General features: G+C 61.8%; 7 protein-coding genes (1 of these 7 running past the window's edge). 3 read left to right on the plus strand and 4 right to left on the minus strand.

All coding sequences use genetic code 11. The annotated features are described in order from the left end of the window. On the minus strand, positions 1 to 2,804 hold the beginning of the coding sequence (locus H8S56_RS01850) for a non-ribosomal peptide synthetase (RefSeq protein ID WP_187517698.1). It extends 14,944 nt beyond the left edge of the window; 2,804 of the gene's 17,748 nt are visible here — the first part of the coding sequence; the start codon lies at positions 2,802 to 2,804; its stop codon lies off the left edge, out of view. Beyond that, the gene (locus H8S56_RS01855) at positions 2,801 to 12,295 is read right to left on the minus strand and encodes a non-ribosomal peptide synthetase (protein ID WP_187517699.1); all 9,495 of its coding nucleotides are present in this window, start codon (positions 12,293 to 12,295) and stop codon (positions 2,801 to 2,803) included. Before H8S56_RS01855 ends, H8S56_RS01850 begins: the two co-directional genes overlap by 4 nt. Positions 12,296 to 12,633: 338 nt before the next feature. On the opposite strand from H8S56_RS01855, the gene H8S56_RS01860 reads away from it, so the two are divergent. Further along, positions 12,634 to 13,401, plus strand: coding sequence for a helix-turn-helix transcriptional regulator (locus tag H8S56_RS01860; protein WP_187517700.1), 768 nt, complete (start codon positions 12,634 to 12,636; stop codon positions 13,399 to 13,401). Positions 13,402 to 13,451: 50 nt separating this feature from the next. Here H8S56_RS01860 and H8S56_RS01865 read toward each other — a convergent pair whose 3' ends face one another. Continuing rightward, the gene (locus H8S56_RS01865) at positions 13,452 to 14,432 is read right to left on the minus strand and encodes a sugar-binding transcriptional regulator (RefSeq protein ID WP_187517701.1); all 981 of its coding nucleotides are present in this window, start codon (positions 14,430 to 14,432) and stop codon (positions 13,452 to 13,454) included. 63 nt (positions 14,433 to 14,495) lie between these two features. After that, positions 14,496 to 14,957, minus strand: a complete 462-nt coding sequence (gene rpiB / locus H8S56_RS01870) for a ribose 5-phosphate isomerase B (RefSeq protein WP_024689467.1) — start codon at positions 14,955 to 14,957, stop codon at positions 14,496 to 14,498. A 278-nt stretch (positions 14,958 to 15,235) separates the two neighbouring features. Between rpiB and H8S56_RS01875 the strand changes: the two genes are divergently transcribed. Beyond that, positions 15,236 to 16,723, plus strand: coding sequence for a sugar ABC transporter ATP-binding protein (locus H8S56_RS01875; RefSeq protein ID WP_187517702.1), 1,488 nt, complete (start codon positions 15,236 to 15,238; stop codon positions 16,721 to 16,723). After that, positions 16,720 to 17,697, plus strand: a complete 978-nt coding sequence (locus H8S56_RS01880; RefSeq protein WP_187517703.1) for an ABC transporter permease — start codon at positions 16,720 to 16,722, stop codon at positions 17,695 to 17,697. Before H8S56_RS01875 ends, H8S56_RS01880 begins: the two co-directional genes overlap by 4 nt. Positions 17,698 to 17,714 lie beyond the last annotated feature (17 nt).

Here is a 17,714-nt window from a genome sequence, read left to right on the forward strand (position 1 = left end):
CCACGGATTTTCACTTGGTCGTCATTACGCCCCAGGTATTCCAGCGTACCGTCGGCGTTCCAGCGCGCCAGGTCGCCGGTGCGGTACATGCGAGCCGTGGCGTCTGGGTGGAACGGGTCACGCAGGAACCGTTCGGCGGTCATTTCGGGTCGATTCAGGTAGCCACGCGCCACGCTGTCGCCCGCCACGTACAGCTCGCCCGCCACGCCCAGCGGCACCAGTTGCTGGCGTTCGTCGAGCAGGTACACACGGGTGTTGGCAATCGGTTTGCCAATGTCCAGGCTACCGTCTGGCCACAAACGACCCGAGGTGGCGACCACCGTGGCCTCGGTCGGGCCGTAGTTGTTGATCACGGCAAAGCCCGGATCACGATGGAATTGACGCAGACGGTCACCTCCGATCAGCAGCGTACGCAACGTCGGATGACGCAGGTCACGGCTGAAGGCGTATTCCGCGACCGGTGTAGGCAGAAACGCAACTTGCAACGGCTGGGCGATCCACCAGTCGAGCAGCGCATCAAGCTGTTCATTGCCAACGTCGGCAGGCGGCAGGTGCAAGGTCGCCCCGGCACACAGCGCCGGCCAGATTTCCCACGCCATGGCATCAAAACCAAAACCGGCGACGCTGGCGGTGTGGCTGCCCGCCTGCAGGTCGAAGGTTTGGCAATGCCAGTCGATCAGGTTGTTCAGCGTGCGGTGCTCGACCATTACGCCTTTGGGCTGGCCGGTCGAGCCGGAGGTATAGATGACATAGGCCAGGTGCGCGGAAGTCAGCCCTGCCACCTGAGGATGTTCCAGAAGTTCCGGCCAGCTCGGCTGATCGAAGGCAATGACCGACGCAGCCAGTTCCGGCACACGACTGAGCAATGCCTGCTGGGTCAGCAGCACTTTCGGGGCGCTGTCGGTCAGCAGGTAGGCAATGCGTTCGTCTGGGTGTGACGGATCCACCGGCACGTAGCCAGCGCCTGACTTGAGCACCGCGAGCATGGCTACCAGCGTGTCCAGCCCGCGACGGGCCATCACCGCCACGCGGTCGTCGGCGCGCACGCCAAGGCTGATCAGGTGATGGGCCAGTGCGTTGGCGCGCTGGTTCAGTTCGCCGTAAGTCAGGCGACGCTCGCCGACCTGTGCGGCAATGGATTCAGGCGTATGTTGCTCGATACGCTGGTGCAGTGTCAGACCACGCTCGTAGTCAGTTGGCTGCGGATTGAGCTGCTGCAGCACATGCGTGCGCTCTGCAAGCGGCAACATGTCGAGTTGTTCGGCCTTGGTCTGCGGCGAGTGCTCCAGCGCCTCCAGCAGATGCTCCATGGCGCGTTGCAGATAAGCGCAGATGCGCTGTGGATCGATTTGCGGCGACGTTTGAGCGGTGAGACTGAACGCTTCGCCCAGGTCATCGACGCTCACCACCAGCGGGTAGTTGCTGCGTTCCTGTGCATGCAGCACCTGAATGCCCTGCCAGGTCTCGCCGGACGCCTGCGCCGCAGCGCTGTGACGATAGTTGAGCAAGGCGTTGAACAACGGCGTCGGTGCTGCGACGCCGCTGCACCGCTGGGCCAACGCCAATGGCGCGTGTTCGTGGCGCATCAGCGTGGTCAGGCGCTGATGCGTGGCGCGAATCGACGTACGCAGGTCCTGATCGCCCAGATCCAGGCGCAGCGGCAAGGTGTTGATGAAAATGCCCAGTGCCCGCTCGGTGGCCTCGGCCCCCAAAAGACGGCCCATCAACACCGTGCCAAAGACCACGCGCTGGCGACCGGTAAGGCCCGCCAGCACACGCGCCCAGCCCAGGTGAAACAGACTGGCAACGCTGACACCCAGCGTGCGCGCGTGACTGCGCAGGCGCTGGCACAGCAACGGTTCCAGCGCCTGCGTGTATTCGCCGATGTCGCCGCCTTCTCCACTGAGGTCTTGCAGGTCGTACGCCAGTGTCGGCTCGTCCAGATCGCCGAGCATGTCGCGGAAAAACGCTTCATGCTCGGCTTCGCTGACACCGAGCAGCGCCTGCGCCACGTACTTGCGGAACGGCACCGGCGTGCCCAACGCCTCGGCCTGCCCCGACAGACACGCCTGTATTTCGTGGCGTACCACTTCAAGCGCGCTGTGGTCCATAGCGATGTGGTGGAACACCAGCGTCGCCTTGACGCCGTCGTCAGCGTCCTGATGGCAGATCAGACGGATCAACGGTGCCTGGCCCAGATCCAGCGTGATGCCCTGCGCACTCGGCAAGGTATCGACTACCAGTTCTGCGTGGCGCCAGACCACCTGAACCGGCGTATCCAGCCCCTCCCAGTGCACCGAGGTGCGCAGGATGTCGTGGCGCGCAATCACGGTTTGCAGCGCCAGGGCAAACGCGTCGAGACGTTCGCGGTCGGCAAAGGCGAATTCCACCTGCATCACATACGGGTCGCCATGGGTTGCGGTGACGTGGTGATACAGAATGCCCTGCTGCAAGGGTGCCAGCGGGTACAGGTCCTGCACATTGGCGGCACCGCCCGGTATGGCCTGGACCAGTTGATCGATGGCGGGCTGGTCGAGCACCACCAGCGTCAGCATGTCGGGGGTGATGTGGGCGCAGCCGTTCGGAATCGCGTTTTCCGGGAAGTCCTGCACGCCGCGTCGGTTGGTCAGCGAGTCGCCTTGCTCAAGGCGTTCGATCAGCGCTGGCTTGTGTTCACGCAGGCTGTCCAGCAGACCTTTGTCGGTCAATGCGCGGCGATTGCCCTGCACCACCAGTTGACCATCCTTGACCGTCAGGTGGATGTCGTTGGCTTTCAGTGTTGCCAAGAGTTCGTTGATGCTCACAGGATAATCTCCATGTTCTCTGTGATGGCTGCGTAGCCCGCCAGCGTAGGGTGCTCGAACAGTGCGCGGACGTCGGCTTCAAGGCCTTCCTGACGCAGGCGCGCGGTCAGGCTGACCGCCAGCAGCGAGTGGCCGCCCAGCTCGAAGAAATTGTCGTGACGACCGACGTGCTCGACGCCGAGCAGTTCGCGCCAGAGGTCGGCCAGCAGGGTTTCCATCTCGCCTTCAGGTGCTTCATAAGGTCTGGACAACAATGCTTCGGCGCCCGGTATAGGCAGCGCCTGGCGGTCCAGTTTGCCGTTCGGGCTCAGCGGCAAGGCGTCGAGGTGCACGTAAAGAGCCGGAACCATGTAGTTCGGCAGGTGTTTGCCCACGGAGTCGCGCAATACTTCAACCGACTGCGCAGCGCCGGTGTAATAGGCCACCAGTCGCTGACCGCCTGGCGGCTCGTCGCGCACCATCACAACGGCCTGTTCGATACCGGGGTGCCGAATCAGGCAGGCCTGAATATCACCCGGCTCGATACGCAGCCCGTTGATTTTCACCTGATCGTCATTGCGACCCAGAAACTCCAGATTGCCATCCGCCTGCTGGCGAACCAGATCGCCACTGCGGTACAGGCGATCGCCTTCGACGAATGGGCTGTCAATGAAACGCTCGGCCTGCTGCTCGGGCAGATTCAGGTAACCACGGGTGACACCGGCGCCGCCGATGTGCAGGTGACCGATCACGCCCTGCGGCACCGGCTGGTCATGTCGATCCAGCACGTAAAGACGCGTGTTGCTGATCGGTCGACCAATGGGCAGCGTGGCCTCCGGCAGCGGCATGTTTGGGTCCAGCGTCCAGACGCTGCAATCGACGGTGGTTTCGGTCGGTCCATAAACGTTATGCAGGCGTACCCACGGCAGACGCGAACGCACTTGTTCGGCCAGTGCGGCAGTCAACTCGCCGCCACCACAGACGATGTCGGTGAGGCTGTAACACTGGCTGCTGTCCGGCAGGTCAAGAAACTGCTGGAGCAGTACCGGAACGAATTGCACCACGCTGACCTTCTGATCCCGGATCAGCCGCGCCAGATAGACTGGATCACGCTGCCCGTCAGGCCGGGCCAGGACCAGCGGCAGGCCACTGCACAGCGGCCAGAAAATCTCCCAGACCGAGGCATCGAAACTGATGGGCGTCTTGTGCAACAGCGCGCCGTGCTGAGTCGCCGGGCACAGCAATGAGCCCCAACGCACCAGATTCGCCAGGTTGCGGTGCTCGACCATCACCCCCTTCGGCGTCCCGGTGGAGCCCGAGGTGTAGATCACGTACGCCAGATGACGGGCCGTCAGACCTGCGACGGCAGGGTTGGCGGTGCGCTGGGGATTCCAGTTCGCGGCGTCCAGATCAATCCGTAATGTGTGCTCGTTTTCCAGCAGATTGCGGGTCGATGCCTGTACGAGCAGCGCTTTCGGCGCGCTGTCTTCAAGCATGTAATGCAGGCGTTCGCGGGGATAACCCGGGTCGAGCGGCACGTAGGCACCGCCCGCCTTGAGGATGGCCAGCAGGCCGACCACCATCAATGTGCCTCGTTCGACACAGATAGCGACCCGGTCGTCAGGCTGTACGCCTTGGTCGATCAAATGGTGAGCCAGAGCGTTGGCCTGCTCGTTGAGCTGCTGCCAACTCAACTGCGCATCCTCGCCCAGCACGGCAATGGCCTGTGGCGTAAGGGCGACCTGAGCCTCGAACAGATCCACAAGCGTCTGTTGCGGGTCATGGGCGACCGCCGTTGCGTTGAAGCCGTCGAGCAATTGCTGACGCTCGCGGGGCTCAAGCACTGGCAGATGCAGCACAGGCAGATCGGGCTCGGTGTCCAGCGCGTCCACCAGCCCGGTCAGCGCCTGCTGCATGTAGCCACAGATGCGTTCAGCCCCCACTTTCGGCGCAACGGTGACCGACAGGCGCAAGGACTCGCCCAGGTCGTCGACATTCAGGCTCAGCGGATAATTGGTGTGTTTTTCACTGGCCAGAATCTCCAGACCGCGCCAGGTGTCGCGCTGTGCGTCCTGGCGTGCCTGCCCTGCACTGTGGCGATAGTTAAGGATGGCGCTGAACAGCGGCGAGGATGCCGCCACACCGCTGAAACGCTGCGCCTGAGCCAGGGACGCGTGTTCATGTCCCAGCAACGTCGCGAGCCGGGCGTGTGTGGTGCGTGCGCCATCACGCACGCTGACATCCACCAGATCGACGCGCACAGGCAGGGTATTAATGAACATGCCCATACCGCGATCCGCCCCGGCACCGCCTTGCAACCTTCCCAGCAACACCGTACCGAACACCACGCGGTCGTTGCCGGTGGCTGCCGCCAGTACCCGACCCCACGCGAGGTGAAACAGGCTGGCAACGCTGACGCCCAGTTGCCGTGCCTGACTGCGCAGGCGTCGTACCAGCTCGTCTGGCAGCGTCTGCTGGCTTTCTTCAATGCTGCGGCCATCACCTTGCACATCCCGCAGTCCGAACGGCAGCGTTGGTTCGTCGATATCACCCAGTTGTTCGCGGAAATAGGCTTCGTGCTCAGCCTCGCTGACACCCAGACGCGCCTGAGCCACGTAATTGCGATAGGGCACGGCAACCTGAGTGGGTTCGGGGGCACCGCACAGATGGGCGAGAATTTCCTCGCGCATCACTTCCAGTGCCGTCGCATCGACCACGATGTGGTGGAACAGTAAGGTCGCAGATACGCTTTCGCTTGACGGATCCTGGCTGTAGTCAAGTCGCATCAATGGCGCACGATCCAGACGCATGGGTGCCGGTCTGGTCTGATCGGCCACTTCCTCGACACGCAGCTCGGCGTGCCGCCAGACCACTTGCTGCGGCGCTTGCAGGCCTTCCCAGATCACCGCGGTACGCAGGCTGTCGTGACGCGCGATAACCTTGCGCAGCGCCTCGGCAATATGCTGCAGACGCGCCATGCTGTCGAAATTCAGACGTAATTGCAGCAGGTACGGATCATCCTGCTGCGCCGTCAGGTTGTGATAAAGAATGCCTTCCTGAAGCGGCGCCAGCGGATAGATTTCCTGCACATTGGCAGCGCCGCCAGGCACGGTTGCTACGATGCGGTCGATGGCCGTTTGATCAAGATGCGTCAGGCTCAGCATGTCCGGCGTGATACGTGTGCAGCCTTCGGGCACATTATTGTCCGGCACCGCGACCTCACGGCCATTGCCGACCGAAGCTGCCAGTGCCGCCACGCTCGGCTGGCCAAGCAATACGCGCACGTCGGCACTCAGCCCGGCGTTGCGCATCCGCTCGACCAGACTCACGGCCAGCAGCGAATGCCCGCCCAGCTCGAAAAAGTTGTCATGCCGCCCGACTCGCTCCAGGCCCAGCACCTGCTCCCACAGGCCGGCAATGACCATCTCGGTTTCGCCTTGCGGGGCCTCATAGCGGTTGGCCGTCAGGTCGGCAAGCTCAGGGTCCGGCAAGGCCCGGCGGTCCAGTTTGCCGTGGCTGGTCAGCGGCAAGGCCGTCAGGCGCATGCACGCCAGTGGCACCATGTGCCCCGGCAATCGGTCGAACAGCGCCTGACGCAACGCCTCCGGGTCCACGGTAACCGTCTCGGTGAACCAGGCCAGCAGGCGCTCGTTGCGCACCAGCACCACGGCATCCTTGATGCCGGGTTGAGCGGCAAGGGCCGTCTCGATCTCACCCAGTTCGATACGCATCCCGCGAATCTTGACCTGATCGTCGTTACGTCCCACGTAATCCAGCGTGCCCTCGGCATTCCAGCGCACCAGATCGCCACTGCGGTACATGCTTGCCTGCGCCTTCGTGCAGAATGGATCGGCAATGAATCGCTCTTCGGTCAGATCCGGGCGGTTCAGGTAGCCACGTGCAACACCTGCACCCCCGATGTAAAGCTCGCCGATCACGCCGACCGGCACGGGTTGCCGCTGCTCATCCAGCACGTAAAGACGTGTGTTGGCCACCGGTCCGCCAATGTGCAGCGACGCGCCTGGTGTCACCTGTCCTGAGGTAGCGACCACGGTGGTTTCCGTCGGGCCATAATTGTTGATGACCGCAAACCCTGGGTCTTTATCGAACTGGCGCAGGCGGTCTCCGCCGATCAACAGCGTGCTCAGCGTGGGATGCTGACGGGCGCGACCAAACGCCTGTTCAGCCACTGGCGTCGGCAAAAAGCTGACCTGAAGCGGTTGCTCCAGCCACCAGTCGAGTAATGCATCGACCTGCTCGTTGGCCACCTCGGCAGGTGGCACATGCAATACGGCACCGGCGCAGAGCGCTGGCCAGACCTCCCACGCCATGGCGTCGAAACCGAAACCGGCCACACTGCTGGTGTGGCTGCCGGCGTGCAGGTCGAACGCCTGACAATGCCAGTGCACCAGATTGCTCAGGGTGTGATGCTCCACCATCACGCCCTTCGGTTGGCCAGTGGAGCCTGAGGTATAAATGACGTAAGCCAGATGATGGTCGTTGAGGCCTGCCACCTGTGGATTACTGTCAGGTGCGTCATGCCAGTCGCTGTGTTGCAGATTGACTTGAAACACCTGGCCGACCAGGTTTGCGGTCGAATTTTCGGTCACGACTGCACGGGGTGCGCTGTCTTCCAGCAGATAGGCAATGCGCTCTGCAGGGTAAGCCGGGTCTATTGGAACGTAGGCGGCTCCAGCTTTGAGGATCGCCAGCATGCCGACCATACGGCCCGAGCCACGACGCAGGCACAACGCAATACGCTCATCCGGCTTCACGCCCAGACCGATCAAGTGATGCGCAAGGCGGTTGGCACGCTGATTGAGTTCGGCGTACGTCATTGTCTCATCGCCCTGAACAACGGCCAGAGCCTGCGGATTGCGTGCAACGCTGGACTCCACCTGCGCATGCACCGTCAGACCTTCGGCAAAACGGTGTGCGCTGACATTGAAAGCGCTTAGCAACCGCTCACGCTCGGCAGCGTCCAGAATCGACAGGCTTTGCAGCGGTTCCGGCACGCCCTGCTCCAGTGCCTGCACCAGATTCGCCACAGCGTTATGCATCCAGCCTGCAATGCGCTCGGCACCCATGCCTTGTCGGGACAGCACGTGCAGGTCGAAGCCTTCGCCCAGATCGTCGACACTCAGGGTCAGCGGGTAATTGCTGCGCACCTCGCCACCCAGCACGCGTACGCCCTGCCACACGCCTTCGCCATCGCGCGGCCGGACGGCAGCACTGTGGCGATAATTGAGCAACGCGCTGAACAGTGGTGAGCCGGACGCCACGCCGCTGCAACGCTGTGCCAGCACCAGTGAGGCCTGTTCATGAGCGATCAAGGCTGACAGCCGTGAATGCACGGTTTTCACGGCCTGGCGAGTGCTGCTGGCAGTATCGATACGCAGCGGCAAGGTGTTGATGAACACGCCCAGCGCCCGATCCGCGCCCTCGCCACCCTGCATGCGTCCCAGCAGTACCGTGCCGAACACCACGTCCTGGCGGTTGGCGATCACACTCAGGACACGCGCCCATGCAGCGTGCATCAGGCTCGCCGCACTCACACCCAATTGTCGGGACTGCTCGCGCACGCGCAGCGCCAGGTCGCTGTCGAGCACGCGTCGGGCCTGCTCGATATCACTGCCGTCGGCGTGCACGTCCTGCACGCCGAAGGGCAACGTGGCTTCGTCCACATCGCTCAGCATGTCACTGAAGAACGCCTCGTGCCGGGCGTCGTCGCTGTGCAGGCGCACCTGCGCCACGTAGTTGCGGTAAGGCACCGGCGCGGCCAGATTCGCCTGTCGGTCAAGCAACAACGCTTCCATTTCCCGGGTGACAACCTCCATCGCGGCGTTGTCGAGCACCAGGTGGTGGAACAACAGCACGGCAGCCACTTCGCCGTTGGCCGGATCATGGGTATGGACCAGTCGCATCAAGGGTGCCTGGGAAATGTCCAGACGATGATGGCGGGCGTCGAATCGCTGATGCAGACGATCCATGACACTGATGGCGGCGTTCTCGCCAGCCACGTAATCGGGGTCGAGACTGATCGGCTGCACCAGCAGATCGGCCTGGCGCCAGACCACCTGCTGCGCACTTTCAAGCCCTTCCCAGACCACGGCGGTCCGCAGGATATCGTGGCGGTTGATGACCTGCTGCAGCGCATCGGTCCATGCGTGCAAACGCTCCACGCTGTCGAACGCCAGGCGCCATTGCAGCAGGTACGGATCGCCTTGGGTGGCAGACAAATGATGATAGAGGATGCCTTCCTGCAACGGCGCCAGCGGGTAGATTTCCTGCACATTGGCCGCGCCGCCCGGCACGCTGGCGACGATGCGGTCGATCGCAGCCTGATCAAGACGCGTCAGGCTCAGCATCTGTGGGGTGATGCGCTCACAGGCAGGCGGCACGGCATTGGCCGGTACGCTGAACGCGCGGGCATTGTCCTTGCTTGCCGCCAGTGCAGCGACCGTCGGTTGTGACAGCAGTACATGCACATCGGCATTGAGCCCGGCCGTGCGCAAACGCTCTACCAGCGTGATCGCCAGTAAAGAATGGCCTCCCAGCTCGAAGAAGTTGTCATGACGCCCTACTTGCTCGACGCCCAACACCTGCGCCCAGACAGCTGCCATCGCGATTTCAGTCTCGCCTGTCGGTGCCTCGTACGCGTGCCCCAGCAAGTAGGCCGGGTCCGGATCCGGCAAGGCGCGGCGGTCAAGTTTGCCGTTGGCGGTCAGCGGCAGAACGTCCAGCCGGGTGAACGCACGCGGCACCATATAGGCAGGCAGACTGGCCCGCAGGGTCTGGCGCAAGTGGTCAGGGTCAACTGCCGAGGTTTCAGTGAACCAGGCCAACAGTTGCTCGTCACGCACCAGCACCACAGCTTCCTTGACGCCTGTCTGGCTGGTAATCGCTGCCTCGATTTCGCCTGGTTCGATGCGCATGCCGCGAATCTTGATCTGATCATCGTTGCGGCCCTGATAATCCAGCGTACCGTCAGCATTCCAGCGCACCAGATCGCCGCTGCGGTACATGCGTCCCTGTGGATCCTGGCTGAACGGATCGGCGAGGAAGCGCTCTTGCGTCATCTGCGACCGGTTGAGATAGCCTCGGGCGACACCTGAGCCGCCGATGTACAGCTCGCCTGTCACGCCGATGGGCATTGGCTGCAGTCGTTCATCCAGCACGTAGACCCGCGTGTTGGCAATCGGACCGCCGATGTGCAGTGATGCACCCGCGCGCACGCGCCCGGAGGTGGCAACCACCGTGGTTTCGGTGGGGCCATAGTTGTTGACGACGTCATAACGTCGGTTCTCGGCAAACTGGCGAAGGCGGTCACCGCCAATTAGCAGGGTGCGCAACGTCGGATGATCTTCGTCCAGGCTGAACGCGTACTCAGCCACCGGCGTTGGCAGGAAGCTGACATCCAGGGGCTGGGTCAGCCACCAGCGCAGCAGCGCGTCGATGTCTTCGCCGCTCTCCTGAACCGGTGCCAGATGCAGGGTAGCGCCCGCGCACAGGGTCGGCCATACCTCCCAGGCCATCGCATCGAAACCAAACCCGGCCAGACAGGAAGCATGCCCGCCCGCCTTCAGCTTGAACGCATCACAGTGCCAGTCCACCAGATTGGCAAGCATTCGGTGTTCCACCATGACGCCTTTGGGCTGCCCAGTGGACCCGGAGGTGTAAATCACGTACGCCAGGTGCTGACTGCAAAGGGACGTGACGTCTGGGTTGAGGTCGGGGCCGCTCTCCTCATTGCAGTCGTCCAGTTCGATCACCGGTTGAGTCAGCAGTGGCAGGCGCTCACGCAGATTCGCACGCGTCAGCACCACCGACGGCGCGCTGTCACCCAGTAGATAGGCCAGTCGCTCGCGCGGATGCGCGGGATCGATCGGCACATAAGCAGCACCGGCCTTGAGAACGGCCAGCAGACTCACCAGTGTGTCCAGCCCGCGTCGCGATACAACGGCAACGCGGTCGTCAGCCACGATGCCTGATTCGATAAGCCGTAGCGCCAGGCTGTTGGCGCTGCGGTTGAGCTGTCGATAGGTCAGGCGTTGCCCGTCAAAGACGGCCGCCACTGCCTGCGGACGCTCATGGGCATGCTGCTCGATACGTCGATGGATCAACTGCTGGTCTGTAACAACCGTTTCGGTGGCGTTCCACTGGCTGATCTGCTGACGTTCGGCGGGCGTCAGCACATCGAACGCTTCGGCGCACAGCGAGGGATTCTCCAGCCCCTGCTCGATCACCTGTAACAGGCGCTCACCAATCGCGTGGGCTTCGGCATCATTGAACCAGGCGCGGTGATGAACCACATGCAACCACGCCTGATCACTGAACCTGTTGGTGCGCATGTGCAACGCCAGAGGCGTGGTTTCGTAGCCGTTGGAGACTTTCACGGCCTGTGCTTGAGTATCGCCATAACGGTAGTCATGGTCATCCTGCTCGTAGGACACAGAGACCTCGAACAACTGCGCCCGCTCCTCGCGGGAAATACCCAGAGTGCGATTGAGCTCGCTGAGCGCAAAACGCTGATGGCGGAAGTCCTGCTTGAGGGTGTCACGCACTGCGGTGACCAAGGCAGCGAAATCAAGTCCCTGCGCAAAGTCCATACGCACCGCACTGACTTGCGCGAAATGCCCCAACGTAGCCCTGAAACGCGCGCCGGTGCGATTGAGCAATGGCAAGCCGACCACCCAGTCGTCGCGCTGTGCAGTGCGGGTGAAGTAGATATGCAGCGCGGCCAGCAGAACGTGAAACGCCGAGGCACCAAGGGGTTTGGCAAACTGGTGCATGCGCGCATGCAGCGCGGCGGGAAACGCCTGGACCCAGGTATGGGATGGCGCCGGGTCGGTCGATCTGCGGTTGTGATAACGGGACACCAGCAGCGGCTCGGGCAGTTCCCGGTACTTGTCCAGCCAATACGCCTTGTCCCGCGCATGACGGGGCGAGTCATGGTAGCGCGCGTCATCGCTGATGAACTCGCTGTAGGACAATCCCTGGCTGTCGAGACTGCTGCCTTCACAGAGCGCGGTGTAATGCTCACCAATAAACTTGAGCATCTGCCCGAAGCCCCAGCCGTCAAGGATAAGGTGGTGAGCCTGAATGACCAGCCAATGCTGGTCTTCACATAAGCGCACCAGACATGAACGAAACAACGGGCTGCCGTCCAGCGCATAGGGACGCTGCATTTGCTCGCGTATCAACGTCTGCGCCGCCTCGACCCGCTCGGGATGATCACGTAAATCGTGCAACGGCAGAGAGACCGGCATGAACTCGGCGTAGGTCTGCATCGGCAGACCATCAGCCCCTGCGCCCGGCACCAGCACTGTACGAAAGCAGTCATGCGCGGCCAGCAGTTGCTCAAGCGCGCGCTGCAGCATCACGGGATTCACGCGGCCAACCAGCTTCAAGTAGCCGCCGATGTTATAGAGAGGCGAGTCGCCGCGGCTGATCTGGTCAAGCCAGATATCACGTTGGGGCGCGGTCAGGGGGAACAGGTCGACGGCCGACATGGCTCAAGGTCCTTCTTGGCAAATAAGTCACGAATTGAACCATTGGTCATTATCAGTGTCTGTCCCGCTAAACCCGGACGCTGGCGTATAGCCATCACTCAGCATCCTCAGATAGACGCCTCGGCGCTTGCGTAGGATGATGCTGATCCAGTGCTGACGAGTTCTACTTGCCCTGTGTAATGAATCGGGCGGTATGTCTGTCCCTGTTTTCTGCTACAGACGTCGGATAGATCCTTCGGTTGAATACGCCAAATCATCCAGTGCATCCGTCATTACCCCGCGACGAGCTCACAACAGGGCAGCTCCAATGCACGATCAGAATCAGGGAGGATAGATAGATGAAAACGACACGCTCGCCGAACACTCGCTATGACCCGCGCTTCTATCTGGAACTGGGTCAGTTGGTTTCGAGCACTGGCGGCTCGTCATTCACCGGACAAATGCTGCAACTCGTCGACTCTCTGGTCTCTGTCCAGGGCATTGACCTGAGTGAATGGACGCTCGATACAACTCAGTCACAGATCGAGCGCATTACCTGCCTGGGTGGTGCAGGCTTGCAGCATGATCTTTACGCATCGGACATGCTGCGTCAGTCACTGCTGCCGAGCATTGTGCAGATGGACGACTCGTTACTGATCCAGACAAAAGCGTCCGTAGGACAGAAATGCGCACGCCGCGACGTGCATATCTGCAGCCTGGTCTCCAGCAGTGGCGATCTGCGGCGGGTCATCTGCCTTTATCGCCTGACGGGAACAAAAGCGTTTTCGTTGAGCGAATTGTCGTTACTCAAGAGCCTTTCCGACATGCTGCTGCCGCTGGTCGAGCACCATTCACAGTGGCTGGCGCAATCAACCGCGGAAAAAATCGACGTCGAGCCCGGATCGATCGATGAAGCGTTCAGCGGACGCCTGGCGCAGGACGCAATCACGCTGTCAGCCCGCGAACAGGAAGTCTGCATAGGCTTGCTGACGGGAGGCTCGGTTGCGGAGATGGCACGGCGGCTGAACGTCAAGAACAGCTCGGTGGAAACTTACCTCAAGCGCGCCACCGCAAAACTGGGCGTCAGCGGTCGGCACAGCCTGGCCAAGTGGATGGCTGGACCCTAAGGCAAGCGCTTGCTGCTCTGTCTGGCGATCAATCGGATAAAGCCCGAAGCTCACCGCTTGCGCGTTGCGTCGTCCAGCGCCAGGATCGTATGCGCATTGGTCACTGTGGTTGCCAACGTATTGATCACACCGGAACGCAGCGCACCCAGCGTTGCCGCCGCCTTGGTGTTTTCACTGGCAATGGCGACCACATCAGGGATGCGAAACAGCTCCTGAACGGTGAGTCCAATCACCCGGCCCTGAATGGCGTTGACCGCAGGCTGGCCATGGATGTCGATGAAGTCATAGCCCATCATGTCGCCCACGGTGCCAGATAACCGGGCCTGAGCAATTTCCTGTGGCGAGAACCAGCCCATGCGCACCATGTTGCTGTTCTCGCTCATGTCGCCAATGCCGATCAGCGCAATGTCGGCGCGGCGAGCGCGGTCCAGGGTCGAACGTACGGTGTCGTTGTTGATCAGGACGCCACGCAATTCCGGGTTGGCGACCAGCGCCGGGGCATAAAGGCTTTCGCTTTCACCCCCAAAGCGCAGCGCCAGACGCCGACAGATGTGGTCGGGGTTCATGTACTCGCCCGCCTTGAGCGAACCACCGATGGCGCAGACAAAGGTGCAGTTGCGCGTCACCGGCAGGAACACGTTATCCGCCACCGCTCCGACGTTGCGCCCCATGCCGACGGCGACAATCATGCCGTCGCTCAGTGTTTTGTTCAGGTAGTTGGCAACCAGACTGGCAACGGCCGAGCGCTGGGTGTCGGGGTCGCTGTGATCGACTGCAATCAGCGCGCGATCCAGTTGAAAGCGCTCGACCAATGCCTGTTCCAGCTCATTGTTCATGGCCGGATGCTGCAGCACACGCACCTCGACAATGCCTTCGTCACGTGCGCGTTTGAGCAGTCGGCTGACTTTTGCGCGGGACAGGTCGAAACGTTTGGCGATGGCTTCCTGAGTGACGTTCTCAAGGTAATAAAGCATCGCGACTTCGGTCATCAGATCGATGTCACTGACCATACGCTGGTTACTGTCACTCATGTGGACGGGCTTCCGTTTCGACGTCAAAGGCGCATTCTCCCTACTCCCGACCCCCTGCGTCCACTATTGATGGCCGTCACGCTCGATGGCGCTGATGCGATCGACCTTGGCACCGGAGCGCGCCGCTTCGAATTCCGACTCCAGGAAGGACTTGACGATACTTTTCGCCAGTTCAGCGCCGATCACCCGCGCGCCGATGGACAGAATCTGCGCATCGTTGCTCTTGCGCGCCCGCTCTGCCGAGTAGGTGTCGTGCGCCTGGGCGGCGCGAATGCCCAGCACCTTGTTGGCTGAAATCGCCATGCCGATTCCCGTACCACAGACCAGTATGCCCAGCCGCTGCTGCCCGGCGTTGATGGCCGTTGCCACGGCCAACGCAATGTCCGGGTACAGCACCGGCGCGGTGGAATGGGTGCCGAAGTCGGTCACCGGGTAGCCCAGTGTCTCGATGTGACGCTTCAACAACTCTTTGAGCTCATAACCCGCTTCATCGCATCCGACGGCCACCGGGAAAAATGTGTTCATGGCGTTTGGCTCCACTGCCGGGGTCACTTATGACTGACCAAATGTTCAATCTTTGAAATTCCGATCACTTATTTCTCAGACATTCGCTCCCTTCTGTCAAGCAAGTTTTATGTGAAGACTCAAACATGCGCCCAGCAAGCGGTCTAACGCCGGCCATATCGCCCGCTCTGAAATTTTCGAGGAAAGAGATTGACTGCACAGAATTTCATTTGATACACATATGCTCACTGAGCTGCACCAGTGCACCTAATAAGAATTCACAGCACGAGGACACGCCAATGGCCATGCCATTACTGCTCCAGGCTGAACACGTCGCCAAGGCCTATGCTGGCATCCCTGCCCTGCGCGACGGCCGTCTCTCACTGCGCGCAGGCAGTGTTCATGCACTGTGCGGCGGTAACGGCGCAGGCAAATCGACCTTCCTCAGCATTCTGATGGGCATCACCCCGCGTGACGCCGGCACCATCCTGCTCAACGGCCATGCGGTGCAGTTCAATCGGCCGGGTGACGCGCTGGAGGCCGGGATCGCAATGATCACTCAGGAGCTGGAACCCATCCCGCACATGACCGTGGCCGAGAACATCTGGCTGGGCCGCGAGCCACGTCGGGCGGGCTGTATTGTCGACACCCGCGAGCTGAACCGGCGCACGCGTGAACTGCTCGAAAGCCTGGAGTTCGATGTCGAGGCCACCAGCCCCATGCATCGCTTGAGCGTGGCGCAGATTCAACTGGTGGAAATCGCCAAGGCGTTCAGCCATGACTGCGAAGTCATGATCATGGATGAGCCCACTTCGGCCATTGGCGAGCGCGAGGCGCAGACGCTGTTCAAGGCGATTCGCCGCCTGACCGCCCGAGGCGCTGGCATCGTCTATGTCTCCCATCGCCTAAGCGAGCTGGCTCAGATTGCCGATGACTACACCATCTTCCGTGACGGAGCGTTCGTCGAAACCGGGCGCATGGCCGATATTGATCGGGCGCATCTGGTCCGCGGCATCGTGGGTCAGGAACTGACGCGCATCGACCATAAAGTGGGCCGCGCATGCGCGGCCGAATGCTGCCTGAGCGTGGACGGCCTGAGTCGCAACGGCGAGTTCCACGACATCAGCCTGCAACTGCGTCAGGGCGAAATCCTCGGTATCTATGGCCTGATGGGCTCGGGGCGCAGCGAATTTCTCAATTGCATTTACGGGCTCACCACGCCGGACGCAGGCACAGTGACCCTGCAAGGCAAGCCCATGCCGGTCGGTCTGCCCAAGGCCACGATACGCGCCGGGATGTCGCTGGTGACCGAGGACCGCAAGGACAGTGGCCTGGTGCTCAGCAGCAGCATCCTCTCCAACATCGCCCTGTCGGCTTACAAGCAGCTGTCGAGTTGGTCGCTGATCAATGCCCGCAAGGAAACCCGACTGGCCGAAGACATGGTCAAGCGCCTGCAGATCAAGACCACTTCACTTGACCTCCCCGTGGAATCCATGAGCGGCGGCAACCAGCAAAAGGTGGTGCTCGCCAAATGCCTGTCGACCGCGCCGATCTGCCTGCTCTGCGACGAACCGACCCGGGGCATCGACGAAGGGGCCAAGCAGGAAATCTACCACCTGCTGGACCAGTTCGTGCGAGCCGGTGGCGCGGCCATCGTGGTGTCGTCCGAAGCGCCCGAATTGCTACGCCTGAGCGACCGGATCGCCGTGTTCAAGGCCGGGCAGCTGGTGACCATCAGCAGCGACACCGACCTTTCCCAGGAAGCCCTGTTGAGTCTTGCCTCATGAATGCCAAAACCATAACCGCCCCCGTTTCTGCCGCCCCTCGCAGCCGCCTGCGTCTTTCGCTGGACCGCTTTGGCCTGCCACTGGTGTTCATTGTGCTGTGTATCGTGATGGCCTTTTCCAGCGAATACTTCATGACCTGGCGCAACTGGATGGACATCCTGCGCCAGACCTCCATCAACGGCATTCTTGCGGTGGGCATGACCTACGTGATCCTGACCAAGGGCATCGACCTGTCGGTCGGCTCGATTCTGGCGTTCGCCGGGCTGTGCAGCGCGCTGGTTGCCACCCAGGGTTACGGCTTGATGGCGGCCGTCAGTGCCGGGATGTTCGCCGGGGCGATGCTGGGTGTGGTCAACGGCTTCATGGTCGCCAACCTCTCTATACCGCCTTTTGTCGCCACGCTGGGCATGCTCAGCATTGCGCGCGGCATGACCTTCATTCTCAACGACGGCAGCCCGGTCACCGACCTGCCCGAAGCCTATCTGGCGCTGGGCATCGGCAAGCTTGGCCCGATTGGCGTGCCCATCATCATCTTCGCGGTGGTTGCACTGATCTTCTGGATGGTGCTGCGCTACACCACGTACGGCCGCTATGTGTACGCCGTTGGCGGCAACGAGAAAAGTGCCCGCACCTCAGGCATCGGCGTACGCAAAGTGGTGTTTTCGGTGTACGTGGTGTCCGGGTTGCTCGCAGGCCTTGCCGGGGTGGTGCTGTCCGCCCGAACCACCTCCGCCCTGCCCCAGGCTGGTATGTCCTACGAGCTGGACGCCATCGCCGCGGTGGTCATCGGAGGCACAAGCCTGTCAGGCGGCACCGGCAGCATTGTCGGCACGCTGTTCGGTGCGTTGCTGATCGGGGTAATCAACAACGGCCTGAACCTGCTCGGCGTCTCTTCCTATTACCAGCAGGTCGCCAAGGGCCTGATCATCGTGTTCGCAGTACTGATCGACGTGTGGCGCAAGAAAAAACGCTAATCGCTTTTCCTCTGAAT

It is taken from the genome of Pseudomonas triticifolii (genome assembly GCF_014358015.1).
Taxonomy (GTDB): domain Bacteria; phylum Pseudomonadota; class Gammaproteobacteria; order Pseudomonadales; family Pseudomonadaceae; genus Aquipseudomonas; species Aquipseudomonas triticifolii.

Bases quoted from the DNA above. Each gene is read 5' to 3' on its own strand.
- H8S56_RS01875 (WP_187517702.1), top strand. From the start codon at position 15,236: ATGGCCATGCCATTACTGCTCCAGGCTGAACACGTCGCCAAGGCCTAT.
- H8S56_RS01855 (WP_187517699.1), bottom strand. From the start codon at position 12,295: ATGTCGGCCGTCGACCTGTTCCCCCTGACCGCGCCCCAACGTGATATC.
- H8S56_RS01860 (WP_187517700.1), top strand. From the start codon at position 12,634: ATGAAAACGACACGCTCGCCGAACACTCGCTATGACCCGCGCTTCTAT.
- H8S56_RS01865 (WP_187517701.1), bottom strand. From the start codon at position 14,432: ATGAGTGACAGTAACCAGCGTATGGTCAGTGACATCGATCTGATGACC.
- H8S56_RS01880 (WP_187517703.1), top strand. From the start codon at position 16,720: ATGAATGCCAAAACCATAACCGCCCCCGTTTCTGCCGCCCCTCGCAGC.
- rpiB (WP_024689467.1), bottom strand. From the start codon at position 14,957: ATGAACACATTTTTCCCGGTGGCCGTCGGATGCGATGAAGCGGGTTAT.